The sequence below is a fragment of the Citrobacter sp. Ct235 genome (assembly GCF_030332305.1).
Classification (GTDB): domain Bacteria; phylum Pseudomonadota; class Gammaproteobacteria; order Enterobacterales; family Enterobacteriaceae; genus Citrobacter_A; species Citrobacter_A telavivensis.
Genome location: NZ_JAOWIC010000049.1, coordinates 1,397,192 through 1,423,776, shown reverse-complemented (window position 1 = coordinate 1,423,776; position 26,585 = coordinate 1,397,192). Strand labels below are relative to the sequence as shown.

30 protein-coding genes and 1 pseudogene are annotated in these 26,585 nt (G+C 45.5%); 24 read left to right on the top strand and 7 right to left on the bottom strand.

The genetic code is table 11. The features are described from left to right. Positions 1-159 precede the first annotated feature (159 nt). The 6 genes from baeR to OGY35_RS23995 are packed head-to-tail and all read right to left on the bottom strand — an operon-like array spanning position 160 to position 11,141. Complete coding sequence (gene baeR, locus OGY35_RS24020) at positions 160-882, bottom strand: envelope stress response regulator BaeR (protein WP_152403659.1); 723 nt, start codon at positions 880-882, stop codon at positions 160-162. After that, positions 879-2,282 (bottom strand): envelope stress sensor histidine kinase BaeS, encoded by a 1,404-nt coding sequence (gene baeS / locus OGY35_RS24015; RefSeq protein ID WP_286633669.1) that lies wholly within the window; start codon positions 2,280-2,282, stop codon positions 879-881. The genes baeR and baeS overlap by 4 nt, the downstream gene beginning before the upstream one ends. Next, positions 2,282-3,694: an MFS transporter gene (locus OGY35_RS24010; RefSeq protein WP_152403663.1), complete on the bottom strand. Its 1,413-nt coding sequence runs from the start codon at positions 3,692-3,694 to the stop codon at positions 2,282-2,284. The genes baeS and OGY35_RS24010 overlap by 1 nt, the downstream gene beginning before the upstream one ends. After that, the gene (gene mdtC, locus OGY35_RS24005; protein WP_286633668.1) at positions 3,691-6,771 is read right to left on the bottom strand and encodes a multidrug efflux RND transporter permease subunit MdtC; all 3,081 of its coding nucleotides are present in this window, start codon (positions 6,769-6,771) and stop codon (positions 3,691-3,693) included. The genes OGY35_RS24010 and mdtC overlap by 4 nt, the downstream gene beginning before the upstream one ends. Further along, positions 6,772-9,894, bottom strand: coding sequence for a multidrug efflux RND transporter permease subunit MdtB (gene mdtB / locus OGY35_RS24000; RefSeq protein ID WP_286633667.1), 3,123 nt, complete (start codon positions 9,892-9,894; stop codon positions 6,772-6,774). Next, the gene (locus tag OGY35_RS23995; RefSeq protein ID WP_286633666.1) at positions 9,894-11,141 is read right to left on the bottom strand and encodes an MdtA/MuxA family multidrug efflux RND transporter periplasmic adaptor subunit; all 1,248 of its coding nucleotides are present in this window, start codon (positions 11,139-11,141) and stop codon (positions 9,894-9,896) included. The genes mdtB and OGY35_RS23995 overlap by 1 nt, the downstream gene beginning before the upstream one ends. A 224-nt stretch (positions 11,142-11,365) precedes the next feature. Here OGY35_RS23995 and OGY35_RS24485 point away from each other — a divergent pair, with 224 nt between their 5' ends. Further along, a complete protein-coding gene (locus tag OGY35_RS24485) occupies positions 11,366-11,479 on the top strand; it encodes a type I toxin-antitoxin system Ibs family toxin (RefSeq protein WP_155403992.1) in 114 nt (37 codons plus the stop codon). Between the two features lie 98 nt (positions 11,480-11,577). Here OGY35_RS24485 and yegD read toward each other — a convergent pair. Beyond that, positions 11,578-12,267, bottom strand: a pseudogene (gene yegD, locus OGY35_RS23990) (molecular chaperone); the annotation flags it as partial. Positions 12,268-12,334: 67 nt separating this feature from the next. Here yegD and OGY35_RS23985 point away from each other — a divergent pair. The 23 genes from OGY35_RS23985 to OGY35_RS23880 all read left to right on the top strand — a co-directional run bounded on the left by OGY35_RS23985 (position 12,335) and on the right by OGY35_RS23880 (position 26,576). Continuing rightward, positions 12,335-13,105, top strand: a complete 771-nt coding sequence (locus tag OGY35_RS23985) for a hypothetical protein (protein WP_286633665.1) — start codon at positions 12,335-12,337, stop codon at positions 13,103-13,105. A 480-nt stretch (positions 13,106-13,585) separates the two neighbouring features. Beyond that, on the top strand, positions 13,586-14,074 hold the full coding sequence (locus tag OGY35_RS23980) for a hypothetical protein (RefSeq protein WP_286633664.1): 489 nt from the start codon (positions 13,586-13,588) through the stop codon (positions 14,072-14,074). 2 nt (positions 14,075-14,076) lie between these two features. Continuing rightward, complete coding sequence (locus OGY35_RS23975; RefSeq protein WP_199997806.1) at positions 14,077-14,265, top strand: hypothetical protein; 189 nt, start codon at positions 14,077-14,079, stop codon at positions 14,263-14,265. Further along, positions 14,262-14,540, top strand: coding sequence for a hypothetical protein (locus OGY35_RS23970; protein WP_286633663.1), 279 nt, complete (start codon positions 14,262-14,264; stop codon positions 14,538-14,540). The genes OGY35_RS23975 and OGY35_RS23970 overlap by 4 nt, the downstream gene beginning before the upstream one ends. A 378-nt stretch (positions 14,541-14,918) precedes the next feature. Further along, positions 14,919-16,496 (top strand): recombinase family protein, encoded by a 1,578-nt coding sequence (locus OGY35_RS23965; RefSeq protein WP_286633662.1) that lies wholly within the window; start codon positions 14,919-14,921, stop codon positions 16,494-16,496. Between the two features lie 457 nt (positions 16,497-16,953). Next, positions 16,954-17,085, top strand: coding sequence for a hypothetical protein (locus tag OGY35_RS23960; protein ID WP_286633661.1), 132 nt, complete (start codon positions 16,954-16,956; stop codon positions 17,083-17,085). 74 nt (positions 17,086-17,159) lie between these two features. Next, positions 17,160-17,546, top strand: a complete 387-nt coding sequence (locus OGY35_RS23955; RefSeq protein ID WP_199997811.1) for an HNH endonuclease family protein — start codon at positions 17,160-17,162, stop codon at positions 17,544-17,546. Positions 17,547-17,591: 45 nt separating this feature from the next. Beyond that, on the top strand, positions 17,592-18,059 hold the full coding sequence (locus OGY35_RS23950; RefSeq protein ID WP_199997812.1) for a hypothetical protein: 468 nt from the start codon (positions 17,592-17,594) through the stop codon (positions 18,057-18,059). 3 nt (positions 18,060-18,062) lie between these two features. After that, complete coding sequence (locus OGY35_RS23945) at positions 18,063-18,623, top strand: hypothetical protein (protein ID WP_199997813.1); 561 nt, start codon at positions 18,063-18,065, stop codon at positions 18,621-18,623. Between the two features lie 800 nt (positions 18,624-19,423). Then, positions 19,424-19,711 carry a hypothetical protein gene (locus OGY35_RS23940; RefSeq protein ID WP_199997815.1) on the top strand — a complete coding sequence of 96 codons (288 nt, stop codon included), beginning with the start codon at positions 19,424-19,426 and terminating at the stop codon, positions 19,709-19,711. A gap of 620 nt (positions 19,712-20,331) precedes the next feature. After that, positions 20,332-20,637, top strand: coding sequence for a hypothetical protein (locus OGY35_RS23935; RefSeq protein ID WP_199997816.1), 306 nt, complete (start codon positions 20,332-20,334; stop codon positions 20,635-20,637). Between the two features lie 239 nt (positions 20,638-20,876). Further along, the gene (locus OGY35_RS24480) at positions 20,877-21,227 is read left to right on the top strand and encodes a class I SAM-dependent methyltransferase (RefSeq protein ID WP_320337778.1); all 351 of its coding nucleotides are present in this window, start codon (positions 20,877-20,879) and stop codon (positions 21,225-21,227) included. Next, entirely contained in the window at positions 21,175-21,606 is a 432-nt protein-coding gene (locus OGY35_RS24475) for a class I SAM-dependent methyltransferase (protein WP_320337779.1), read from the top strand. Before OGY35_RS24480 ends, OGY35_RS24475 begins: the two co-directional genes overlap by 53 nt. A gap of 120 nt (positions 21,607-21,726) precedes the next feature. Further along, positions 21,727-21,894: a hypothetical protein gene (locus OGY35_RS23925; RefSeq protein ID WP_199997818.1), complete on the top strand. Its 168-nt coding sequence runs from the start codon at positions 21,727-21,729 to the stop codon at positions 21,892-21,894. A 1-nt stretch (position 21,895) separates the two neighbouring features. Continuing rightward, positions 21,896-22,087 (top strand): hypothetical protein, encoded by a 192-nt coding sequence (locus OGY35_RS23920; RefSeq protein WP_286633660.1) that lies wholly within the window; start codon positions 21,896-21,898, stop codon positions 22,085-22,087. Continuing rightward, complete coding sequence (locus tag OGY35_RS23915; protein WP_199997821.1) at positions 22,084-22,428, top strand: hypothetical protein; 345 nt, start codon at positions 22,084-22,086, stop codon at positions 22,426-22,428. Before OGY35_RS23920 ends, OGY35_RS23915 begins: the two co-directional genes overlap by 4 nt. Positions 22,429-22,519: 91 nt before the next feature. Continuing rightward, complete coding sequence (locus OGY35_RS23910; RefSeq protein ID WP_286633659.1) at positions 22,520-22,879, top strand: hypothetical protein; 360 nt, start codon at positions 22,520-22,522, stop codon at positions 22,877-22,879. Then, the gene (locus OGY35_RS23905; protein WP_286633658.1) at positions 22,876-23,019 is read left to right on the top strand and encodes a hypothetical protein; all 144 of its coding nucleotides are present in this window, start codon (positions 22,876-22,878) and stop codon (positions 23,017-23,019) included. The genes OGY35_RS23910 and OGY35_RS23905 overlap by 4 nt, the downstream gene beginning before the upstream one ends. Further along, entirely contained in the window at positions 23,016-23,213 is a 198-nt protein-coding gene (locus OGY35_RS23900) for a hypothetical protein (protein ID WP_286633656.1), read from the top strand. Before OGY35_RS23905 ends, OGY35_RS23900 begins: the two co-directional genes overlap by 4 nt. Positions 23,214-23,843: 630 nt before the next feature. Then, positions 23,844-24,341: a hypothetical protein gene (locus OGY35_RS23895; RefSeq protein ID WP_199997825.1), complete on the top strand. Its 498-nt coding sequence runs from the start codon at positions 23,844-23,846 to the stop codon at positions 24,339-24,341. 16 nt (positions 24,342-24,357) lie between these two features. Continuing rightward, entirely contained in the window at positions 24,358-24,624 is a 267-nt protein-coding gene (locus OGY35_RS23890; RefSeq protein ID WP_199997826.1) for a thioredoxin domain-containing protein, read from the top strand. Positions 24,625-24,628: 4 nt separating this feature from the next. Beyond that, positions 24,629-25,039, top strand: coding sequence for a hypothetical protein (locus OGY35_RS23885; RefSeq protein ID WP_199997827.1), 411 nt, complete (start codon positions 24,629-24,631; stop codon positions 25,037-25,039). Then, positions 25,011-26,576, top strand: a complete 1,566-nt coding sequence (locus OGY35_RS23880; protein ID WP_199997828.1) for a terminase large subunit domain-containing protein — start codon at positions 25,011-25,013, stop codon at positions 26,574-26,576. Before OGY35_RS23885 ends, OGY35_RS23880 begins: the two co-directional genes overlap by 29 nt. Positions 26,577-26,585 lie beyond the last annotated feature (9 nt).

Below are 26,585 nucleotides of genomic sequence, written 5' to 3'. Positions count from 1 at the left end.
CGTTCTGATGACAGGTCAGATCCGCTTCACCTGATGAAGCGGCTAGAGGAGAGTCCTCACTTTAAGGGCGGGCATTGTAGCGCTGCGGGGCAGGGAGGTAAAGGAAAACGCCTGGCCCGATAAGTATTGCGTTATCGGGCCGCAATTTGCGCTACAGCCTCAGGCAATCCGGCATGCGTCCGCTTCCCAGCGATACCCGACGCCATACACCGCGCGGATAAATGACTGCTCTTCGTCGAGCGCTTCCAGCTTGCGACGCAGGTTTTTGATGTGGCTGTCGATGGTGCGATCCGTCACCACGCGGTAATCATCGTAGAGATGATTCAGCAACTGTTCGCGGGAAAACACTTTTCCCGGCTCGTGAGACAGGGTCTTGAGCAAGCGGAATTCCGCAGGCGTCAGGTCAAGCATTTTACCGCGCCAGGAGGCCTGGAAGCGGCTTTCATCGACGACAAGCGGGCTTTCAGCGTCCAGTTGTTGTAGTTCACGCTGTGGCTTGCAGCGGCGCAGAATGGTCTTCACGCGGGCGACCACTTCACGCGGACTGTAAGGCTTGCAGATGTAATCATCCGCGCCGATTTCGAGCCCCAACAGGCGGTCTATCTCCTCAATTTTGGCGGTGACCATCACAATAGGCACTTCGGAGAAGCGGCGGATCTCTCGACACAGGGTCAGGCCGTCGGTACCCGGCAGCATCAGGTCCAGCAGGATCAGATCCGGCGGGGTCTGGCGCACATAGGGCAGAACCCGATCGCCATGGCTAATCAGCGTCGGGGCATAGCTTGCGGCACGCAGATAGTCGATAAGTAACTGTCCCAGCTTGGGTTCATCTTCCACAATCAGGATGCGTGGTGTGTTTTCATCAATGGGTAACTCAGTCATACGTCTCTCTGTAAATCGCGTTCCAGCGGTAACTCTACTGTAATGCTAACCCCGCCAAAAGGCGAATGGGCTGCGTGGATGTGACCATTATGTGCGTCGACGATGTTGACGCAAATTGCCAGCCCCAGACCGGAGCCTCCGCTGGCGCGGTTGCGTGAACCTTCGGTGCGGTAGAATCGCTCAAACAGTCTCTGAAGCTGATCGTCACTGACCCCCGGCGCGGAGTCGGCAAAGGTGATCAGGACGCGTTTGTCTCGCTGTTCTGCGCTGATGCGCAATCCGCCGCCGCTGTCTGTGTAACGAAGGCTGTTTTCCAGCAGGTTGTTGAATAACTGCATCAGGCGATCGCGATCGCCGAACACGGTCACGCTATCGGGCAGGGAAAATTCTAACGTCAGCCCACGACTGACAAAACGTTCACGGAATGCGCCACCTGCCACTTCCAGTAGCGGGATTAAATCGACGGAGGTTTTTTGATAGGCCAGCGCGCCTTCGTCAGACATCGAAAGCTGGTGCAAATCGTCGACCAGTTTGGTCAGCGTACCCACTTCCGCCTGTAACGAGGCTACCGATTCCGGCGTGAATTTTCGCACCCCATCCTGAATCGCCTCCAGTTCACCGCGCAGGACCGCCAGCGGTGTGCGCAGCTCGTGCGAGATATCGGCCATAAAGTCACGACGCATCTGCTGATTCTTTTCCAGCGTACTGGCGAGCTGGTTGAAGTCCTGCGCCAGTTTGCCCAGTTCATCGGCACTGGTGGCGGTAACACGGGTGGTGAAATCCCCCGCAGCCAGTTTGTGCGTGCCTTCAACCAGACGTTTGACCGGGGCCAGCAGTCCGCGCGCAAGTGGAAAGGTCGCCAGCGCCGCCAGCAACGTCGAGAGCGCGACGATAAGCCAACTGGTACGCCGCTGCTGTTTATCGAAATTGATGTCGGTGTTACGCGTCAGGCGTTCGACGGGGGAGGCGATCACCGCGCCGACCTCAAGGCCGTTCACCAGAATGGGACGCCGCGTGCCGTCTTTGGGAACCGGGCCGCGCGGGCCGACCATCACATGGGCATCCTGGTCCACCACCCAGAACTGCGTGCGCCACCCGTGCGGCGGCATACCGGGCCCCTGTTTGTCATCGTCGTTGTCATGTTCAAATGAGCGGAGGATCTGGAACACAAAGCGTTCATTATTGCGCAGAAAGCGCCAGTTGCCGTGCAACTGGTACTGTTCGCCTAACGCGTCGCTGAGCATGGTCAGGCGCTGTTCGTTGCCGTTCTTAATGTAATCAATGAACCCTCGCTCGAAGCTGATGCGCACCGCCCAATGCATACTGATCAACAGTACGATGCAGGTGGCGAAAATCGCCAGAAACAGTTTGCCGGTAATACCGGGTCGCCAGAGCTTCATCAGGTTCTCCTTTTACGTCGCGCAATGACGACATTTTTGTGGGTATCATTCGGGACGCGAGCAAAGATCACGGCGGGCAAGGCGATGATAAAAGCCATACACAGCCAGGTGTACATAAAGACGGTATGGGATGTTCCGCTATCGACCGTCATGTGCTGCTGCCCGAACATCCCCAGCAGCAACCCGGCGACGGTAACGCCGATACTCATCGAGAGCTGCATAATCATCGACAACAGGCTGTTCCCGCTGCTGGCTAACTCATCCGGCAGATCTTTCAGGGTCAGGGTGTTCATGGAGGAGAAACGCGTCGAGTTAACCATGCCCTGAACAAACAGCACCAGCGGCAGCAGGTAATACCAGCCAAGCAGGGCGGTGGACATAAACAGCAAGGTCACCACCGATAGCCCAAGCGTGGTGGTCACCAGCACCCGCCGATAGCCAAAGCGGTTAACCACCTGCACGACAATACGTTTCATGCCCATACTGCCGAGCACCATGGGGATCATCATCAACCCGGCGTGAAACGGGGAGAAGCCAAGACCTATTTGCAAAAAGACCGGCGTCATAAAGGGCAACATGCCGCTGCCGACGCGCCCGGCGAAACTGCCGAACAGCCCCAGCGAGAAGGTCGGCGTGCGAAACAGGTGGAGGCTGAACAGCGCCCGCGGATTACCTTTGGCATGTACCAAATAGAATAAAATGGCCGCCACACCGCACGCCACCAGCGCGCCGAGGGCGAGTGGCGAAATCCCCATTCCCTTGCTGCCGTCCAGCGCGATGGTCAGGACCGCCATCCCTGCCGCCAGCAGCAGAAAACCCGAGAGGTCAAAGCGCCGGGTTTGCATGGTGTAGTTGGGCATCAGCATCAGCGTGGCGATAGCACCAATGATTCCAACCGGGAGATTGATCAGGAAAATCCAGTGCCAGGAGGCGTATTCCACGAGGATCCCGCCCAGTGCCGGGCCGAGCAGCGGACCAATCTGGCCCGGCAGTGTGACAAACGTCATCGCCGCCATGTACTGCTCGCGCGGGACAATTTTCATCACCGTCAGCCTACCGACCGGCACCATCATGGCTCCGCCGATGCCTTGCAACACCCGAGCCATGACCAGTTCATTCAGCGTGCTGGAGCCCGCGCAGAACAGCGAGCCCAGGGTAAACAGCACAATGGCGGTGAAGAAAATGTTCCGCACGCCGATTTTGTCCGCCAGCCAACCGCTGGCAGGCAGCATGACCGCCACGGTCAGCACATACGAAACCACGACCATATGCATATGCAAAGGGCTTTCCCCGAGGCTTTTTGCCATCGAGGGAAGCGCGGTATTGACGATGGTGGTATCCAGCGACTGCATAAAAAAGCCGAATGCCACAATCCACAGTTGCCAGCGGGTGCTGTTGGGAAGTTCTGTCATGTCTCTGTTATCGGTTTACGGTGTTTACGCGAAAAACGCAGCCGCAGACGGTCGAAAAAGAGGTACACCACTGGAGTGGTGTAAAGCGTTAACAACTGGCTCATCACCAGACCGCCGACGATGGTAATCCCCAGCGGCTGGCGTAGTTCAGAACCGTCGCCGCCGGAAAGCACCAGCGGCAGCGCGCCAAACAGCGCGGCCAGCGTGGTCATCATTATCGGACGAAAGCGCAGCAGACAGGCCTGGAAAATCGCCTGCTCCGGGGTGAGGTTGCCATGCCTTTGCGCTTCCAGCGCAAAATCGACCATCATGATGGCGTTTTTCTTCACGATGCCAATTAATAGCATGATCCCTATCAGGGCGATTAGGCTGAACGGGGCATCGAAAATCTCCAGCGCCAGCAGCGCGCCCACCCCAGCCGAGGGAAGGGTGGAGAGGATGGTCAGCGGATGAACGTAACTTTCATACAACATGCCGAGCACAATATAGACCGTGGCGATCGCGGCAATGATCAGGATAACCTGGGAATTCATCGTTTCCTGGAAAACCTGCGCGGTACCGGCAAAACTGCCGCGCACGGTGGATGGTACGCCAAGCTGGGTCATCGCCCGATGAATGGCGTCACTGGCTTCTGACAGCGAGGAGCCCGTTGGCAGGTTGAAGGAGACGGTGGACGCCGCCGACAGGCCCTGATGATTCACCGACAGCGGCGCGTTCGCCGGTTGCCATTTGGCAAACCAGGAGAGCGGAATCGCTTTGCCGTCGCTGTTAATGACGTACATTTTCTCCAGCGCGCTGATGTCCTGGGTGTAGCGCGGATCGACTTCCATCACCACTTTATACTGGTTCATCGGCTGATAGATGGTGGAGATTTGCCGCTGACCAAAGGCGTTGTTCAACAGGCTGTTAGCCGCTTGCACGTCAATGCCCAGTCGCGACATGGTTTCACGATCGTAGATGAGATTCATCTCCGCCCCATTGTCCTGTTGATCGGAATTGACGTCTGCCAGTTGGGGGAGAGCGGCTAAGGCTTTACGAATCTTCGGTTCCCATTCGCGCAGCGCGGCCAGATCGTCTGACAGCAGCGTGTACTGGTAGCTGGCATTGGACTGGCGTCCGCCGACGCGAATATCCTGTACCGCCATCAGGAACAGATTGGCGCCTGGCTCTTTTGCCAGTTTCACCCGCAGGCGGTCAATCACCTGTTGCGCGGTCTCCCGACGTTCGTCGCGGGACTTAAGGGTGATGAACATCATCCCGCTGTTGACCCGTGAGCCGCCGGTAAACCCGGTGACATTATCCACCGCCGGGTCGTCGCGAATGATCTTCATAAAGTCCTGGAGCTTGCCGCGCATCGCCTGGAACGAGATGCTCTGATCGGCCTGAATCCCGCCCATCAGTACGCCGGTGTCTTGCTCCGGGAAGAAAGTTTTCGGGATCGAAATGTAGAGCCAGATATTCAGCGCAATGGTGCTGAGCAGCACCACGCCGACCAGTCGCGTATGGTTGAGCACCCATTTCAACGATTTACCGTAGCCCTGTTGCAGCGCGACCAGCATGCGGCCAAATCCGCGCAGCCGCTTCTGCTCCCGCGGCTGGCTGGATTTCAGCATCCAGCCGCACATCATCGGGGTGAGCGTGAGCGAAACCAGCAGTGAAATACCAATTGCCACCGACAGCGTGACGGCAAATTCACGCAGTAATCGCCCCGGCAGCCCGCCCATCAGCAGTAACGGCAAGAACACGGCGACCAGCGACAGACTCATGGACAGCACGGTAAAGCCGACTTCGCGCGTCCCCTGAAGCGCGGCCTGCAAGGGTTTCATTCCGGCTTCCAGATGGCGCGAGATATTTTCCAGCACCACGATGGCATCATCGACCACAAATCCGGTGGCGATGGTTAGCGCCATCAGCGACAGGTTATTGAGGCTGAACCCACACAGATACATCGCGGCAAAGGTGCCAATTAACGAAACCGGAACCGCCACGGCAGGGATCAGCGTGGCGCGTCCGGAGCGCAGGAATAAAAAGACCACCAGAATGACCAGCGCCACAGAAATGATCAGCGTTTGTTCGACCTCTTCCAGTGAAGCGCGAATGGTTGGCGAGCGGTCCTGGGCGATTTGCATATCAATCGAGGCCGGGATGGTGGACTGCAATTCCGGGAGTCTGGCCCGGATGCTGTCGACCGTCTGGATAATGTTGGCTTCCGGCAGCTTGCGGATCATCAGCAAAATCGCCGGTTTGGCGTTGGTCATCCCGGCGTTGCGTACATCCTGCACCGAATCCGTCACCGTGGCGACATCGCCCAGCCGTACGGCACCGCCATTGTTATAGTGAATAATCAGAGGCTGATATTCCGCCGCCGTTTTGAGTTCATCATTAGTCTGGATCTGCCAGCGATGCGTGCTATCTTCCAGCGCCCCTTGCGGTTTACGCACGTTGGCGTTGCTGATGGCCGTGCGCACGTCATCCAGCGAGACGCCCTGGTTAAACAGCGCCTGCGGATTCAACCCAACGCGCACGGCGGGCAGCGAACTCCCCCCCACATCGACATCGCCGACGCCATCGATTTGCGCGATGGTCTGCGCCAGTTGGGTTGAGGCGAAGTCGTACAGCTCACCCTGTGAATACGTTTCTGATGTCAGCGTCAGAATCATAATCGGCGCGTCGGACGGGTTCGCCTTGCGGTAGGTGGGACGGCTTGGCATCCCGCTTGGCAGCAGACTTTGCGCAGCGTTAATCGCCGCTTGTACATCCCGCGCTGCGCCGTTGATATCGCGATCGAAGTTAAACTGCAGAATGATGCGCGTGCTGCCCAGCGAACTACTTGAGGTCATCTCACTGACCCCGGCAATGCGGCCCAGCGAGCGCTCCAGCGGCGTGGCTACGGATGACGCCATCGTCTCTGGCGAGGCACCCGGCAGCGACGCGCTGACCATTATCACCGGAAAATCGACCTGCGGCAGCGGGGCGACGGGCAACAGTCTAAAGCCCAGCACGCCGCACAGGGTGATGGCGAGGGAGATTAAAATCGTCGCCACCGGACGGTAAATGAAGAGGGCGAAAAACCTCATTTACGCCTCCTCTTTCCGGTGAGAGAAGCGGTTTTTCATATACAGCGACAGGCGGTCAAACAGCAGATAGATAACCGGGGTGGTGAAAAGCGTCAGAACCTGGCTGACCAGTAAGCCGCCTACCATGCCGATCCCCAGCGGACGGCGCAGTTCCGCCCCCACACCCGTACTCAGCATCAGCGGCAGGGCGCCCAGCAGCGCCGCCAGTGTGGTCATCAGGATCGGACGAAAGCGCAGCAGACAGGCCTGGAAAATCGCCTCGCGCGGCGCCATCCCCTGTTCGCGCTCAGCGGCAAGGGCAAAGTCGATCATCATGATGGCGTTCTTCTTCACGATGCCGATCAGCAAAATAATGCCGATGATGGCGATAACGCCCAGTTCGCTACCGGCAATCATCAGCGCCAGCAGCGCCCCGACTCCCGCCGTGGGCAGCGTTGAGAGAATGGTGATCGGATGAATAAAGCTTTCATACAGCACGCCGAGCACGATATACATCGCCACCACCGCCGCAACAATCAGCCAGATAGTGCTGCTTAGCGCTGCCTGGAAGGCGAGGGTGCTGCCCTGGAACTGAGTGGTGATATCTACCGGCAGATTCAGCGTTTTTTCGGCGTCCAGAATCGACTGGACCGCATCACCCAGCGAATAACCGTCCGGAACGTTAAACGAGATGGTGGTGACCGGGAACTGATCCAGATGATTGACTGAGAGCGGCGCAAAGCGCTGCTCCACTTTAGCGATGGCGCTGAGCGGTACCATGCCGCCGTCGCTGCTGGTCAGACGGACTGAATCCAGCGCCGCCAGCCCAGGCGTGTTTTCGGTATCGTGTTCCAGCACCACGCGATACTGATTCGCCTGGGTGTAGATAGTGGAAATCAGGCGCTGACCGAAGGCGTTATACAGCGCGTTATCGACATCCGCCATGCTGATCCCCAGCCGACTGGCGCTGTCGCGATCGACATTCACATACGCCACCAGGCCCTGGTCCTGCCAGTCGCTGCTGACGTCCGAAAGCTGCGGTAACGCCTGCAGTTTTTCCATCAACTGCGGCACCCACGTGCTGAGGGCATCCAGCGAGGTGGCCTGTAGAGTGAACTGATACTGCGTGCGACTCACCTGGGTATCAATCGTCAGATCCTGCGTCGGTTGCAGATACAGAACGACGCCCGGCACTCTTGCCACCGCGTCCTGCAAACGGGCGATCACTTTCTGGACGCGGTCGTCACGCTCGTCGAGCGGCTTCAGGTTGATTTGCAGACGCGCGCTGTTCAGCGACGGGTTGGTACCATCGACGCCGACAAAGGAGGTCAGGCTCTCAACCGCCGGATCTTTCAGAATCACATCCGACACCTGGCGCTGGCGCTGGGCCATACTGGTAAAGGAACTGGACTGCGGTGCCTGTAGCGTGCCCTGAATGATGCCGTTATCCTGGACAGGGAAGAAGCCTTTCGGAATAAACACCCACAGCATGATGCTTAACAGAAGAGTGCCCAGCGCCACGCTCAGCGTCAGCCACGGATGGTTCAGCACTTTCGCCAGCCAGTGTCCGTAGCCCGCAATCACGCGTTCAAACATTTTTTCCGACGCGCGGGAGAAGCGGTTTTGCTTACGCAATGACTCCTGGCTCAGCATTCTGGCGCACATCATCGGCGTCAGGGTTAACGACACCACGGCGGAGATTAAAATCGCCACCGCCAGCGTCACGGCAAATTCGCGGAACAGGCGCCCCACAATATCGCCCATGAACAATAGCGGGATCAGGACCGCAATCAGCGAGAAGGTTAACGAAATAATGGTAAAGCCGATTTCGCCAGCCCCCTTCAGCGCGGCCGTCAGCGGTTTTTCCCCTTTTTCGATGTAACGCGAAATGTTTTCGATAACCACGATCGCATCATCCACCACAAAGCCAGTGGCAATGGTCAGCGCCATTAGCGTCAGATTGTTGATAGAGAAATCGAGAAACACCATCACCGCAAAGGTCCCGATCAGCGACAGCGGGACGGCGACGCCAGGAATAATGGTGGCGGGAATATTGCGCAGGAACAGATAGATGATCATCACGACCAGCGCGATGGCCAGCATTAACTCGAACTGGGTGTCGCTCACCGAGGCGCGGATATTGGTGGTGCGATCGGACAGTACCGTTACGTTCACCGACTTCGGCAGGCTCTCTTTGAGCTGTGGCAGCATCTGATGAATGCTGTCTGCCGTTGAGATGATGTTAGCGCCAGGCTGGCGCTGGACGTTCATCACAATGGCCTGTTCTTTGTTTGCCCATGCGCCAAGCCAGCTGTTTTCCGCCCCTTGTTCAACGGTGGCGACGTCACCAAGACGAACCGGCGCACCGTTTTGATAAGCAATGATAAGCTGGCGGTATTCGTCGGCGGACTGCATCTGATCGTTTGCCGAGAGCGTGACCGCCCGGGTGGGGCCATCGAGGCTGCCTTTGGCGGAGTTGACGTTCGCCCCGGTAATCGCCGTACGGACGGTTTCGCTGGTCAGGCCCAGCGCGGCAATGGCCTGCGCATTGAGCTTCACGCGGACCGCCGGGCGTTGACCGCCGGAGAGCGTCACTAACCCGACGCCGGAGACCTGAGAGATCTTCTGCGCTACGCGGGTTTCTACCATGTCTTCCACCTGAGTCATTGGCATGGCGGTGGACGTCACCGCCAGCGTCATGATCGGCGGATCGGCAGGGTTGACTTTACTGTAGACCGGCGGGTTTGGCAGGTCGCTCGGCAGCAGATTGGTGGCGGCGTTAATGGCCGCCTGAACTTCCTGCTCGGCCACATCCAGCGGCAGAGTCAACTGGAACTGGAGGGTCACCACCGATGCGCCGCCGGAGCTTTGCGACGACATCTGCTTCAGACCAGACATCTGACCAAACTGCCGTTCCAGCGGTGCGGTAACCGCAGAGGTCATCACGTCCGGGCTGGCGCCAGGATACAGCGTTACCACCTGAATGGTGGGGTAGTCCACCTCTGGCAGCGCAGAGACGGGCAGGAAACGATAGCCAATGATCCCGGCGAGAAGAATTGCCACCATCAGCAGCGTGGTGGCGACAGGACGCATAATAAACAGGCGCGACGGGCCGCCTGTGCTGCTCGGAGGTAACACCTGCATCAGGAGCGTGCTCCTTTCTTACCGTAGTCGCGGCTGGTGGCTTTTGCATCGGTTGTGGTGGCGGTCTGTGCTTCCACCACTTCCACTTTCGCCCCTTCCGTCAGGCGGTCAATCCCATCGGTAACGACGCGGTCGCCTGCCGAAATCCCGGCGCTGATCACCACCCTCTGGCTGTCCTGAATGCCCGTTTTAACCAGATGCTTACTGACCTTATTTTCATCGTTCAGCACCCAGACGAAGTGACCCTCGTTGCCCATTTGCAGGGCGGCGGTCGGGATCACCACGGCGTTTTGTTCAGTGTCGACCAGCATCCGGGCATTGACAAACTGGTTCGGGAACAGCGCGTCATCCTGATTATCAAAGCGAGCCTTCACTTTAATCGTTCCTGTGGTGGCATCGATTTGGTTATCCAGACTCAGCAGCACACCCGCGCTGAGCTTTTTCGAGTTGGTCCGATCCCAGGCTTCAACCACCAGCGGCTGTCCGCTTTTTTGTGCCTGTACCACGGTGGCGATATCGCTTTCTGGCAGGGTGAACACCAGATCGATGGGATGCGTCTGGGTGATCACCACAATGCCGGTGGTATCACCGCTGGAAATCTGATTGCCGACATCGACCTGTTTCAGACCGACACGACCATCGACCGGCGCGGTGATGCGACTCCAGTCGAGTTGCAGTTGCGCGCTGGCGACGCTGGCCTCATCGGCCTTAATCGTGCCCTCGGATTCGCTCACCAGCGCCTGCTGGGCATCCAGCTCCTGGCGGGAGACTAAATTGCTTTTGACCAGTTGCTGGTAACGGGCCAGATCGCGCCGCGCGTTGGCGAGGGTGGCTTTGTCTTTCGCCAGGACGCCCTGCGCCTGTGCCAGCGCCACTTTAAACTGGCTGGGATCGATCTCCGCCAGCAGGTCACCGGCTTTAACCTGTTGTCCTTCCTGAAAATGAAGCGCCAGCAGTTGTCCATCCACGCGGCTACGCACGGTGACGGTGTTGGCAGCGGTAATCGTGCCCAGTCCGGTGAGATAGCGTGGAACAGCCTGCTCCGTGGCGGTCGCGGCCTGAACCGGCGCGAGTGGGCCCGAGCGCATGCCGCGACGACCTGCGCCAGCCGTTGGCTTCGCTTGCCCGGTTGCGCCGGGCGCTGTGCTCTGCGGTTCACTACGGTTCTGCCAGAACCAGAATGCGGCGATGGCGGCGATGACCACCACGATGGCGATCGTCCAGCGGGATTTGTTACTGCCTTTCATCGTTATGAGTTTCTCATCCTGAAACGTTTCACGGAATGATACTAGTTTAGTCAGCCATCAAGGGAGAAAAATGGAGGAATTATGAAACCCGGTACGGATTCATCCGAATGGCGGCGCGCTTTGCGAGGCGCTACGCAGCAATCATCGTCGAATAAAACGTATGTAAAATTGTGCGCTACAGTGGCGGCACGGCAAAAAGGAGGTAAGCCACGGATTTCAGCAGGATGCTGGAACGGGAAAGCCCCTCCCGAGGAAGGGGCCAAAATAAGGAAAGGGTTATGATGAGGCTAGTCATCATACTGGTGATACTCTTAGTCATTAGCTTACCGGCTTACTAAGACACCAGGGGGAGGGGTAACCCTCCCTTGCCCTCACTCCTGACGTTAAGCCACACAAACAGGAATGTCAATCCATCCGCATTCAGCATGCGAGGCGTTTAGCGGAATACCACCTCAGCCCAGCGGGCCAGACCGGCGGTGACGGAACCGAAGTCATCGCCTCCGGCAACGGGAATGCCCGGCAGTTTGGCGGTCAGCGCTTTTTTGATCAGCGGCGAGCGGGCGCTACCGCCGGTCAGATAGATGACCTCCGGTTTTTCCTGGGCGTTATCCAGCGCCAGTTGCACCTGTTCCAGAATTCGGGTGAGCGGCTGTTCCAGCGCGCTCTCCAGTCCCTGCTGACTAATAACGGTCGCCAGATCGTCACGGATAAACGGGAGCGTTGCGTTTATCTCGGGCTGGGCGGACAGTGCAATTTTGCCTTCTTCAGCGCGGCGGACCAGACGATAGCCGAGACGCTGACGCCAGACCTTCAGCAGCAGTGCCACCAGTTCCGGTTCGCGGGCATCGCGCACCAGGTCATTCAGCAGGCGGCCCGTGGCACTGCTGTAGAAATCACTTTGCGCCGGGACATCGTTGATTGCCACCGCATTCCACCAGGGCAGTACTGGCAGGGCGATCCCTTTTTCCGTTTCACCTCCCATACCGAGCAGCGGCATCAGGTGTTTAAACGCCAGTGCGATATCCAGATCGTTCCCGCCAACACGACAGCCGCTGTGCCCGAGCAGGCTGGACTCGCGGTCGGCGCGGTGATGCCACTGCGGCCCCATCAGCAATAGCGAACAATCACGATACTATGTTCACCGTAGTATCAAGAACGACACCAAACAACCTAACCAACTGAAAGGAAAGAAAATGGAAATCTTAATCAACACTCTGAAAGCTGATATCACCCGCATCAAAAACGGCACTCTGAACATGACCATGAAACGCTATTGTGAAGAGATTGCCATCTACTATCAGCAGTCAAATGTAACCATCGCCGCCCCAGTTGCCTTTACCCGTTGGAACCAGGTGATCGCCTATCTGGAACGCATCTGTAACGTTCTGGAGAAGTCAGAAGAACTGGAAGTGATTCTGAACAATTCCATCCAGGGTGAAACCACTGGAACAGATTTAACTGAGTCTGTGAACTATACCCGAACCGATGGAACCAAATTCAAGTACTACACCAATTCCGGCAACGTTCAGTGTTCAACAGGTGGTTTGTATAAATTCATCGGTACGATTGTTTCAAAATTGTTTACTCCATCTACTCCAGTAAAAAGCGACTGTGATAAAATCACCAAATCCGGTTTTAATCAGGTCGCCGCTGTTGTCCTTTGTGAAGGTGATAACATTTTAATCAAGGGCAAGCGTGAAGTTGTCCAGGCCGTGGAGAAGTTTCAGAATCTGGTACGGATTCACTTATCCAAGAATAAGAGCATTGAAGCACATCCATCTGAACTGTTTCATGTATGGCTTGAACCAACATTAGATACCTTCAAGATACGTTATGCAGTTGGTAATGATCGTATTCGTGAAAAGTTAGTACAGGCAATCAATGTTGATAGTGCTCATTACACCTTTATCAATACACATGGTCATAACTGTAATGTAATGAACATTGAAAAGGTGAAGTTATGATCCGTTATGAAGTGGAAGGTGTTCAATACATTTATATCATTCGTTCTGGTCGTATCTTTGTATTTCATAGTTTAATGCGGGGTGAATGTATTAAATGAAGTTGGATATGGGACTATCTGTATCAGTTAAAGGTGATGTTGTAGAAGTATTACGTGATGGAGTTCGTATTGGTGCAGTTGCTCTATCACGTAAACCAGAATATAAACATAAGCCCTATTCATGTTCTAAACATTTCCACAAAGATATGGATAGTGCTATCCAATGTATTGTGAAGAGGTCAAAGATAAAGATAAATGACCGATACTAATAAAGACTTGGAAGAATTCATCTGCTAAACCGACTGTATATTGAACATCTGATATACATGCAAATGTTACCAAAACTTAGTGAGAGTCAAATATACACATTATGCACCACAAACCAATTAATAATGCGGTTTGATGGTCAATTACTGGATAGATTTAAACCGGAGAAATAGAAATGAAAGAACTGATTAAACTTGTAGATGTATTAAAGGGACATTCTGAAAGCGAACTGTATGAAGCCGTGAATACAATACAGGATCTGGAAAGTGCTCATGTTGTTTTCAAATCATTAGTAGCAACTTCTGGTATCCTCATTGGTGAACGCCGCGAAGCTGATGAAAAGGCATTGTTTGAACAACGTGTATCATTACTGGTTGGTACAGGTATGACGGATGAAGAAGCCCGTATTATACTAACTCCAAAGATTAGTACAATAACACGTCCCAAGAAGGAAATGAATGCACGTTATAAATCCTATGTATTCAATATTCATGAATCAGGGAAGAAACGCTTTAGTAATGATGCCAACTTTGCCTATGAACAATGGTTATCTGACTATGGAATCAAGAATCACAATCTGAAAGAAGTAAGGGATAAACATAAGCATGATTTCATCAAAGAAGTTCTAAATAACTATAAGGAACAATTTATTGAGGAAAACTAATTATGTTTTTGAGTGTTACTGAACTTATTTCAATTGCTTTACTTCTTCTTTTATTTGTTGGTGGAAAAATCTATCGCCAATCACAATGGATCAATTCACTTGAGCGTCAATCTAAACGTGATAATTTGAAGTATGAAGAAAGAATTAAAAAATTAGTAAATGAACTAAACAAATTAAAGGAAAACAAATGAAAATGATCATCGCCGTATTGGTATTGTCAACAGTATTTTTATCCCAGGCAAAGGCAACAACATTGATCGAAATGGAAGATCAATTTGTATCGGAAAATGGTAGTCACTTTGACATGGGATGTAACTATACAGTTTATCGTAATGGAAAATTCTCAAGCACTGAGTATGCAACGTATTCCTGTAGTAAGGCAATGCAGGTAATCAAAGGACTATATGTACAATACATCAAGGATGAAGAACTTTTATTCAATATCAATGGAAAGGTAATTGAATGAAGAAACTGATAGCTAACATCGTAATCTGTATCATTGTACTAATCGCAATCATCTATAATGTTTATAACTATGGAGTAAATTAAATGAAAAAATTATTCATCGCATTATGCATCACAATGTCAATGGCATCAGTTGTAAAAGCTGGTGTAATGTGTACTCAAGTTGGCAATAGTACTTTCTGTAATGGTACAGATTCCAATGGTGGAACGGTATCCAGCACAACACAACAGATTGGTAACAGCACTTATACCAATACCAATACTTCCAGTGGTTCGCAGACTTGCACCACAACTTATGTTGGTAACACTGCTTACACTAACTGCTATTAATGTTTTACAATGGGGATCATGCGATCCCCTTTTCTATTGGATGTAGATTATGAAAGTACCAGTTTTTTCATATGCCCGTATTAGTACCATTAAACAGGTTGATGGTTTTGGTATTCAACGCCAGCTTAACACCATTGAACAGTTCATTAGTTATCTTACTCTTGATCATCGTCTACAGTTTGAACTGGATGTTGATAACATTACACAAATGGTTGCAGAAGGTAATTCTGCATTCAGGGGAAAGAACTGGAATATAAAAACTAAGTTGGGACAATACCGAAAGAAAGTAATGGATGGTGTTTATCCTGATTCAGTATTGATTGTGGAAAACATAGACCGCCTAACACGCCTGGATCCATTTCAGGCCGTTGAAATAATTTCTGGAATGATTAACAGAGGGACAACAATACTTGAAATTGAAACTGGAATGACCTATTCAAGATTCATTCCAGAAAGTATTACTGTATTAACAATGCAGATTAACAGGGCAAACGGTGAATCCAAGCGTAAATCAATAATGATGCAGAAAAGCCATGCCAATCGATATGGGAAGGTTTCACGTGTTCGTCCAAGATGGTTCGATGTTGTAGAAATTGATCATGTTCTTTCATACAGACCAAATGACACTGCCAAGGCGATTCAGCGTATGTATAACGATTATGTCAATGGTATCAATCCAGCAACGATAGTTAGAAACTATGGCAAAACGGACAATGGTAAACAATGGACGCTTGTAAGCGTTCTCAGAGCGTTATCAGACAAGAGAACTGCCGATGATGCCCGCTATCCTCCAATCATTGATAAAGCTCTCTATGAGCGTGTACAGGCTCTTAAAGCAGTGAATGGTACAAAGGGAAAGACGCATCAGAAGAACATGTTGAATATCTTTGCGGGTATGTCCCGTTGCCCTTTATGTGGACAGGCCATTTTAACGAAGCGTAACAGTCATGGGGGACTTTATACAGTCTGCCTTGGGAAGCGTAATGATAAAGCCTGTAGTGCTCCTGGAATTGCTTACAATGCGTTAGAAAGGCCATTACTTGCAGCAATAAAGAGATTGGATTTTTCAGATATATATAACAAGGTTGATAACAATGTAGAGGTATTACGCAGCCAATGGATCCAGAATGAGAAAGACATTGGAATGTTCAGGGAAAGATTGAGCAAGGCAAGCAGACATGAAAAGTTTGCTATCCTGGATGAACTTGAAGTAATCACAAAGGAACAGGAAGAACTAACAATAAGATTAAAATCCGTTGATGTTCCCAAGGATGTACAGTTTACCTATAACGATGATAAACTAGATTTTGATGTGGATTATCGGATTGAACTGAATAACAGAATGAAGAAGTTAATCAGGGAAATTGAGACAGTTCGCGTAGATACTTCTAAAAGTACATACATAATTTACTGTAGTATCCACTACTGGACTGAAGTAACACGGCATCTTGTACTTATTGATGTTAAACGTGTAAGAACTGGTACAGGTGGAACTAATGAACTTACAACTGAACTAAGATCTGTAAGTAACATGAACTTGGATGGAACTATTTCCGGTAATCCAGATATGGAAGCAATGAACTATTGGAAAAAAGTATCTGAGAAAGTATTCAAAGATATTATCTAAAAAGTATTGACTGATAAAAAATATGTGAAAGCCCATTGAAGAAATAAAAAAATGGGCATATCATAGAGTCCCAAACATAATAAACAAGGGGATTAAGACAATGACTAAAGCACAAGAAGCATATAAAGCACCACCAAATATTATTCGATAGCAAAAAAATTCATATATAATCCGTTTTATATCAAAAAATAATATAACAAAATGGGGGCTTTTGCCCCCTGTTTGCATTTCAAAATGATAAATAAATATGAATAAAACAAAAATCATGTGATATATAGTATACATGAGCGTTTCATTTCAATGTCATTTTCCAAAACTTTAATAAATAATAGTAGTTAGTCATATAAAATCTCCAATAGTAGTTAAGATTAGCGGTAAGCTCCTCCTTCTTACCGCGTCTTTTTTTACTTTGAAGATAAATGTAAGACATATTGATAAATATAATAGAGGAAAAAGAATGAAAAAAGTATCTAAATCAGAAACAATAACTGTACGCATTACTGAACAACAAAAGAAATTTTTAGAAAGTAAGGGTACATATAGTAAAGTTATTCAACAGCTAATTAAAGAAGCAATGGATAAGAAGTAAGAAGTAAACGTTGGTAGATCGTAAAACTACAATTCAAGCCCAGGAAGGGCATATTACTAAATGGAGTATTACAAATGAAAAGAGTAACAGAAATCAACATGCCAAAACTAAACAAAGTAATTCCGGTAACTTACTTTGAATATGATAACTATGTGAGTATTGGGAACTATACCTTAAGTAAGTTCGATGGAACTATTACCAATGATAAAACTGGTAAAGTACTTAAGAAGTATATCAATCCTAAAAATAGTTCAGGGGATGGAAAAGGCTATCAACAATATACACTTCGTTTCAATGGTCAGAAAGTTACTAAACCAATTCATAAATGGATTGCCTTGTTTAAGTTTGGAAAAATGGCAAATGGTTGTGATGCAGACCATAGCGACAATGAGAAGTATAATAACTCATGGGACAATATTGAACTTGATTCACTATCCCAGCGTGGAAAGCATAAGAAGTAATAATAATGGGTAGTATGATTAAGTACTACCCCAACTTTGGAGATAATGGAAATGGAATTAAAAATAGAATATGAAGTAACTGCATTCACTGGAAGTTTTGATTATTGGTATATATATAAAGCAGTTAAAGAAATTAAAGCACTTGGATATCAAGAAGATTATAGTTATTTTGATATGAACAGAAAACGTATTGTAACTACTAAAAAACTTGATCCAAAATATGATAAACATTTAGTTCGTGTTGAATCTGCCAATATATCAATGACAGTAGATTATAACTCTAAAAATTTATATAAGTTTGAATTAACTAATTTTGGAATGGAAGAAGAACTTCCAAATCTATATGAAATGCCAGAAGATGAAAAGTTTCAATTATCATTAGTATGGAACAATACAGAATATGGAGAGGATTATCAATATTTTGATTTTTATGAACTTGAAGAAATTCAAACAAGAATGGTATGGAAGTTCAATGGTATTAAAACAACATCATATTTAAATATAAAGGATTAAGAAATGACAAAACGATTAGATAACAAAGCAGTAAAACAATATATGCAGGATAAAAACATCAATGACTTTCATGATAACGCTGAAATCAAAGATATCATCATGAAACATAAGTACACAGGCTTATCATCTTCATCAAAAGGATTAAACGCCTTATATATGTTTATAGTACTAAAAGAAGCTGATGAACTTACAAACAAAGAAGTACAAAGAATCATTGATAATTTCAAGTCTGAACAATGTTGTGAGAAGTTAATGGAAAAGTACAAAGGTAGAGAGAATAGATTAGTAAGAAAGGTAATCAATACTAATAAAATTACTGATGGTGATTATAATTTAGAGTACCTTCAACTATTCGATAATACATTAGAACCACATGATATACGCTCATATGAACGTTATGGTCATGCTATCAGAGCTGCTTCAGAAGAAATTAATAGTTTGATTAGTGCCGTACCAGTGCAGCAGGTAACAGGTAAAAAGACACATAAACAAGCACTTCAACGCATGAAGGAATTCGGCATTACAGAAGAAGAACTTTTGAGAATGTGGAAGTCATTGAAATAAATGTGTGTCGCTTTTGGCACGTTTTTTACAAAACGAAGATCACTACATTTAGTGGTATATCACAGCAGATACACACTATATAATGTGTTTTCGTGTAAATCGCAAATAAAAAGCGACACTTATATTATAATTAAAGGGGATCTAACAACACATCCAAATCTGTTCACTTCGTTCAAATGTCTGCCGCACAAGGCGACAGCCATTAAAAAGAAATAAACAAATTAAACTGACATCTTGCGATTTCTCGCGGTGAACCGCTCCAAACCGCCCGAAGTGATTTCTTTTTGTTAGTAGTTTCCATTACTACAAAACCAATACTGATTTGGGCGATCCCCTCTTGAAGTAGAACCCCAAAGCCGAAAGGCATTACTGATTGGGGATCTAATTCGTGAGTTATGCCACGCCACGCAGCCCCCGCCCGATGTACCCGTTTAAACGCAACCAGACGCATTCTAAGCCGTTTTCCGTTTGAGTGAGTACAAAGGCATTAGGAACTAAATAAACGTACTACAGGAGATTACAGAATGGATATTGAATTAATAGAAATAGATAATGAACTTAGATGTATACATATACAAAATTACACTATTCATTTGGTTTATGATACGTGTGATTTTAAATTAAAACAGCTTAACAAAAACGAAATATATCAATCATGGATAGAACATTCCAATCCTTGATTACTCCGAAGAAAACATGTTCCAACAATCCACACTAAGGGATCACGTTGAAGAATATGCAGCAATGGAAAGAGTACTATTGAAACTTAAACGATATTATGAAATTGGGATTATAAAATAATGGAAGAATATGTACTTTATAGATATGAAGATATATCAGTAAATGCCATCTTATATATTGATGGATTACATAAGTTTGGAATGAAATACTATTTGAATGATAATAAATGGTTGGTAATAAAATCTCAAGAAAGAGGTCATGCACAACTGGAATTTGAACATACTCCAATGCATATAGATGGAATTGAAGAGGCAATATTTCAAAGAATGCTTGTATGTGATGATTTCACAGAGGAAGAATTAGAATACATAGTAAAATTAGAAAGTATGATACAGGAGGTTTTATAATGAAAGAGGAATTCTATGTAAAATATCGTGCAATGTTTCATTACTGCACAACGGAAAAAATCACCAATGAAAAAAGTATATTCGTAATTTATCCCGATGGATTATATACACTACCTGATGGTTATTAACTTAGAAATCCCCCGGTTGAAGATATTGATGATATTGAACTTGTAAGTTATCAACCCGTAAAAGATAAAGTATCTATTGTATATAAAAATGGAGAATAAACAATGAATGGTTAAAGGGGAAGATGAAGAAATGATATACGAAAACACCTATCAGATACTGATTGATATCCTGAGTGAAATCTATGGAAGTCACAATGGAATCTATAATAAAGTACTACGTAATATAAGAGATGAATTTGGTAACTGACAGTTTTACCGCAGAATTAATAAATAACTATACAGAAACAAGCTACATTGGAGAATAAGCTTATGAACTACACAACACTACATATAATACTAATAATGGCAATTTCACTAATCTATAAAGAACAGGGAGAATAAAAAAATGATCTACACCCTGTTCACATCGGCTCTAATCGCACTCTTTGCCTTTAACAGCATTCCCGTATTCATTGGACTAAGCATTGCTACCCTTGTAATTGGGGGTGTGGTGTGAAGATATTCAGGAAATGGATAGACCATCCAACCCATAATGAATACATCTTTTGGGGATGGGAAGATGGAGAAGAACTTCATCACAATAAGGATGAATGGACATATAGAATATTATTAAATGAAAATGATATAAAACAACTACCTGGTTTTCAAATATGGAATTATTCATATAGAAATATCCCAATCCCACACTTACCATCACTGACAGAAGAAGAATACTTTCAACTTAGCCTAATTGCCGATTATGATATTGATAAGATTCGACAGGTGCAATTACAAATATGGAATGGAGAAGTGGAATGATTGAATATATACATATATCAAAAGTAAAATTGAATAATATTATAAGACTATATCAATTTAAAATTATAAAAGAAGATGAACATGTTGAAACTTTTGGTTATAGTCCAGAATTAAATATGATACAACGTGTTGACCTATATTTGGCACATTCTTCATACAAACTAACCGATATCCCCAAGATGAACCTAAACGATGAAGAGTATTATCAGGTACTCAAGATGATTTGTATGGAGTAACTAATGGCAAGAATAACTAAGGCACAATCAAAATTACATCAACAGGTAATGGATTTAGTTCATTCAGATAAGGCACTAACCTTTGATGAACAACTATTCATACTAGAAAATTATAAGGGTGATGGCATTGGGGCAACGGGGGCATTCTTCACACCCCCAATGTTAGCAAGGGACTTTACCATTGACATTGGAAGGCATAAAACATCAATAGAATTATGTGCAGGTATTGGTACTTTATCCTTCTATAATTGGCACTGGAATGATCCCGAGCACATTACCTGTATTGAACTGAATCCTGAATATGTCAAAATACGGAAAGAGAGTATTACCTCAGGCAGAATGGATCACAACTGATGCCCTTCAATACGTCCCCAATCAATTCTATGACATTAGCTATGGTAATCCCCCATTTGGTAAGATAAACACCTCAGAAGCCCGTACAGGCGATTATACAGGCTCTGAATTTGAATATAAGATAATAACTCATGCAAAGTCATTTGCATCAATGGGCGTTTACATTGTTCCCCAAGGATCAGCAGGTTTCAAATATTCGGGTAACAGGTACTATGACAACTCCATGCCATCTGCCAAATATCACAAGTTCAATATTCAAACGGGCTTAACACTTCATCCAGGTTGTGGCATTGATACATCCATCTATAAGGATGAATGGAATGGGACAAAGATAATTACGGAAAGTGTATGTGTTGATTATGACGGTACTAATTTGTGATAAATAGATATGTAACAACGCATCATCTAAAGGTTAGCCTGATGGATTCCTACCAATAAGTGTGGGGTTCGATTTCCCCAATGATGCTTCACTAAATTAAACTATATGGAGAATAAAGAAATGAAAGAAACAACAAATAATTATTACACAATTACCAACGATGGACTAACAACATTGAAGAAAGTTACATATGAAGATGGAACATCAATTGCCATTGTAGATTACCATACATATAAAAACGCCGAACTAACCAATGAAGAATTCAGTAAATTAGTTAATGGAAACTAATATGAAAACAACTAAATATTACATCCGACATCATGTTCACTTCATTGAAGCCGAAATTAAAGAATGGGATGATAGAGTACTAATGACCATTGACCCAATGAATAAAATCCCCCTGAGTGATTATGATGGTGTTACCCATACATATAAACAAGTGCAACAAATACGCAATGAACTATTGGAGAAAAACAAATGAATATCAAACAATATAACCACCCAAAAAAGAATGCAATTATCTATCGTGGATGGACAGATGAAGATGAATTTATCATCCATTACACGGATACAAATAAGAAAGTTTACTTTAAAGATTTCTATACAAGACCAATGACCGAAAGACAATATGATAGTATGTATACAATAATGTGCTTAACTTATGAACAATTGTTTGGTGAAGCCGCTAAACGTAATAAAGTTGAAGAAATTCCAGATCTAAAATCAATGTCTGAAGAAGAACTATATGAACTAAATTCAACGGCAAAATATGATGTATATAAAATTGTAGAAATTATGAATCAAATAGAACAAGTAAAATAATCCCCAAGAACCCATTACAACTACAGCACTTAGTTCTAATAGGTTTTTCCATATAAATACTCCTATAGATACAACCACACAGGAGTATCCCATGAAATGCTTCCTTCACTTCACCCAAGGCACAACAATCATTACCAATGAAGAAACATCCGGTTATGAATCCTCAAGAAAAGATAAACTTCTTGCCGCAGAAATAATCCTTCCCAATGGCAATAATAATATAAATATATTCATTGATGAACATAATGTAGTACTTAGGTATAAATACATCACACTATCACCAACAATGGGAACACTTCAAATTGGTAAGAAAACAAAGATTAATCTAATTAACTACCAATCAGAACGCAAACATATAAAGTACCTGAATGAACTCTATAAGGAACTGATAGATGGTGCAATGGATTTACCCTACAGAGTACAAGAACTATTAAGGAAGATTGAAGAATGAAACTAAAAGAATATCACTATACAAAACAGAACAAAGAAGCAATGGATAAACATAAGCGTGAAGAAATGAAAAGAGATAATGCACTTGAGAAAGGATATAAATACTATATCAACGAAGATGGTAATAAGGTATATGTATGAAAATAATTAGTACTAAAGATTTAGAATTAGATTCACTATCAGATTATGAATGTCTGAAGTTATTTAAATCACTAACAATACAAAATCTTTTCATTATTGATTTTGCTAAACATGAACGATACAAAGCATGGAAAGAATTACAAACTAATATTATGAATGATGATGATAAAAGGATTGAGTTTCATAAAGATTAATAAATGTATTATAAATGGTGTGCATCCTTGAGAGAGGATGGAAATGTTATGTGTTATATCTTTGAACTATCGTTAGATATATATGATGAATGGTGTGCATCCTTGAGGAAGGATTGAAATGTTAGTAATGAAATATTGTTTCAATTTTTTGTAGTCCTGTACTTGCACCCCGTTACGAGATATAAATTCATCATACAAATCGGGGGCATTAGTACTAAATACTTTTTTCCAACGATAGGGTAGGGGAGAGTACATTTATCATACACATCCACACCATTTAACATAATCTTTGTTATGCGAACCATTGCATTCACCATGATTGATACGCTGATTGAAATGATTTAGTACTAATAGAAATATTTTATTACATCCAATATGGAATTCAGGATTGAGTACTAACCATACCCCCACTCCGCAGATTTGCCAGGTTGCTATATATCTATAGTACATAGCCCCATTTTTATTTTTATTTTTATATACAACATTTCCATCCTCTCTCAAGGATGAAAACCACTCACAATACATTTCCATCTTGCTCGCTTACTCGCGAAAGATGAATCTAACGATAGAACCACCATACAACATTTAAATCTTTTCACACATCAACCATTCACCAGGATAAACATCACCATGAAATCAACAAAAACAAATGAATATTATTTGTCAAAATTGATTAGAGATGGATTAGATCCCAAATATGAACCCTACATTAGGGATGGAACAATAAACCTACATAAAGCACATAAATTCTTCTACTCAAATAAATGTGCCCATAGATACGCCCTTGATTATATCAATAACAGGGGAGTTATTTGTTTGATGGACATAATCATACTTGCCAATGCCATTGCCAATATCTACTTGAAAGAAGAATTCAACAATGATCCCTATGCAATGAAGGAATCCAGGACATGGAACAGAAGAATACGAATTACGGGTAATGATGTTTATTGTGTTCTCTTCTATCCAAATCTACATCAAATAGTTCAGGATGAAGTACAACTTCAGATAGATTATACAAAGCCAGGATTTCGAACATACAAATTAAAACATCCATCTCCATTGGGAATGTACATAAACACCCTTCACGAAATTCCCGATAGTTACAGATGGAATCTCTACTTATAACTCACAAGGAACTTATATGGTACGCAAAACAAAACTCGCAAAATCACTCACAGAAACAATTGAGAAGACTGTAGTCGAAATTGAATCCCAATTAATTCATGAACCTGTTGCCGATACTCCATCATACATTGTATTCAAAGATGGAAAGGAAGTAGCAGTTGTGGAGAAGGTGAAAATCGTTAAGTACTTTCAGCAACATGCAGGTATTTCATCCCATGATTTAAATCGAATAATTGATCGTCCTTGTCATATCAATGGCTGGACTGTACGAACTAAGGAATAACATAATGGCAAGTAATAAAAAAAATATACTAACATCCGAACATCGCGAAAAACAACGTTCAGACCGTGTAAAAGCATCCAAACGAATTATCTCACCTGAAGCTGATATTATTCAGAATGAACTATGTCGTGAAGGTTTTCTATCCGTAGTTGAAATACTATTTCGTGCAACTAATGACGTCTATGAAGATTATCTTAAAGTTGCAGAGAAATTTGGTGTTAATTCGCCTGAATATGAAAGGGCAGTAAAACATCTAAATGATTTGGCACGAACTACTTCACCATTCTTTGTAAAAGAGAAGGATCGCAAAGTTGAACTTGATCTGAACGTTGAAGAAGAAATTAAGGCCGTATTAGCAAAACGAGCATTGGCTAAGAAGAAAGGGGATGATCCAGATGAATCTAAACCTGCTTGATGATATTGAAGATATTGATTCCTTTCTTGCTGAACTTGATGATGAAGAAAAGAAATCACTTCTGAAATATCTACAGGTAAGGGATCAATACATTGAAGAAAACAAGATTTTATTCTTTGTACCGGATAAATGGCAAGCCAGAGCAATTACTTTAGGCAAGACTGAACCATATAGAATGGTATGTGCGGCAAACCGTCTTGGAAAGAGTTACTTTGCATCCTATGAAGCATCTGTACATGCAACGGGAAGATATCCCCATGATTGGGCTGGAATGCGTTATGACAAGCCCATTCACGTAATGGTACTTGGATATGACTGGAGTCAGTTAGCTCGTCCTGAAGCGATACAGGAACTTGTATGTGGTTCAGCAGATAGACGTGGTACAGGTTGGATCCCCAAGAAGGATATTGTAACTTCAGTATTGAAATCTGGTATGCGTAATACTTTGGAATACATGACAGTAAGGCATTATGATTCCACTGGTAAATATGATGGAGATTCCAAGATATCATTTGCCGCATATTCAGGTGATGATAAAACCATCATGGGTACTACCATTGATTTTGCCTTACTTGATGAACAATGTCCCGAAAATATATTCCAGCAGATTGTAACACGTGGTTGGACTTCCAAAGATAGAAATGGAAATAACACGGCACGTGTTTTATATGTGGCAACGCCCGAAATGGGAATGGATCCAACTATTTCCCAATTCTGGAATGAAACAGAATATGATGAAGATGGGAATATTACTGCTGGTCGTTATCATTCTGGATTAATCCATGTAACCCTATGGGATTCGGGACAATTCACAGAAGAAGAAAAGAAAAGAATGGTTTCCAGTATTGATCCGTGGCAAGCAAAATTCCGTATTGAGGGAATTCCAAGTGCTGGTGCAGGAATGGTATTTGCTGGAATACTTAAAGAATCCATCATTGAAGTTACTCCAGAAATTAAAATGAACTGGAAACGCCTGATTGGTGTTGACTTAGGTTATAGAGATTCAACTACATTTCTTTTCATGGCAAAGGATCCAGAAACTGGAATCTACTATCTTTATCATGAAGAAGGTTTTGAAGAAACTGAAGCCATTATTTGTGCATCCAAGATCCGTCCATTACAGAAGAAATTCATTCCCGCAATACTACCCAAAGATGGTAAAGCTGATCGCGGTTTGGGTGTTACCTATCGTTCCATATATGAAGGTGCTGGTATGAAGGTATTAAAAGAAGATGCCGCAAACTGGTACTTTGATAAGGAAGGGAAGAACAGAACAATTAAAGCGGGAATAACATATATGCGTGAACTTATGTTATCTGGACGCTTTAAAGTTCATCCTAACTGTTTAGGATTCCTTCGTGAATTTGATCAATATGCCTATGATGAAAAGAATAAATTCACAGGTTCAGATCACTATATTGATGCTGCTCGTTATGCATTAATGGCAATTGATAAATTTGGTGAAACGGAAAGAGACAAAGAAAGATACAACCAGAATATTTGGAATGACTTTGATACAAGGAAGTCAAATTATTAAGGATAATAA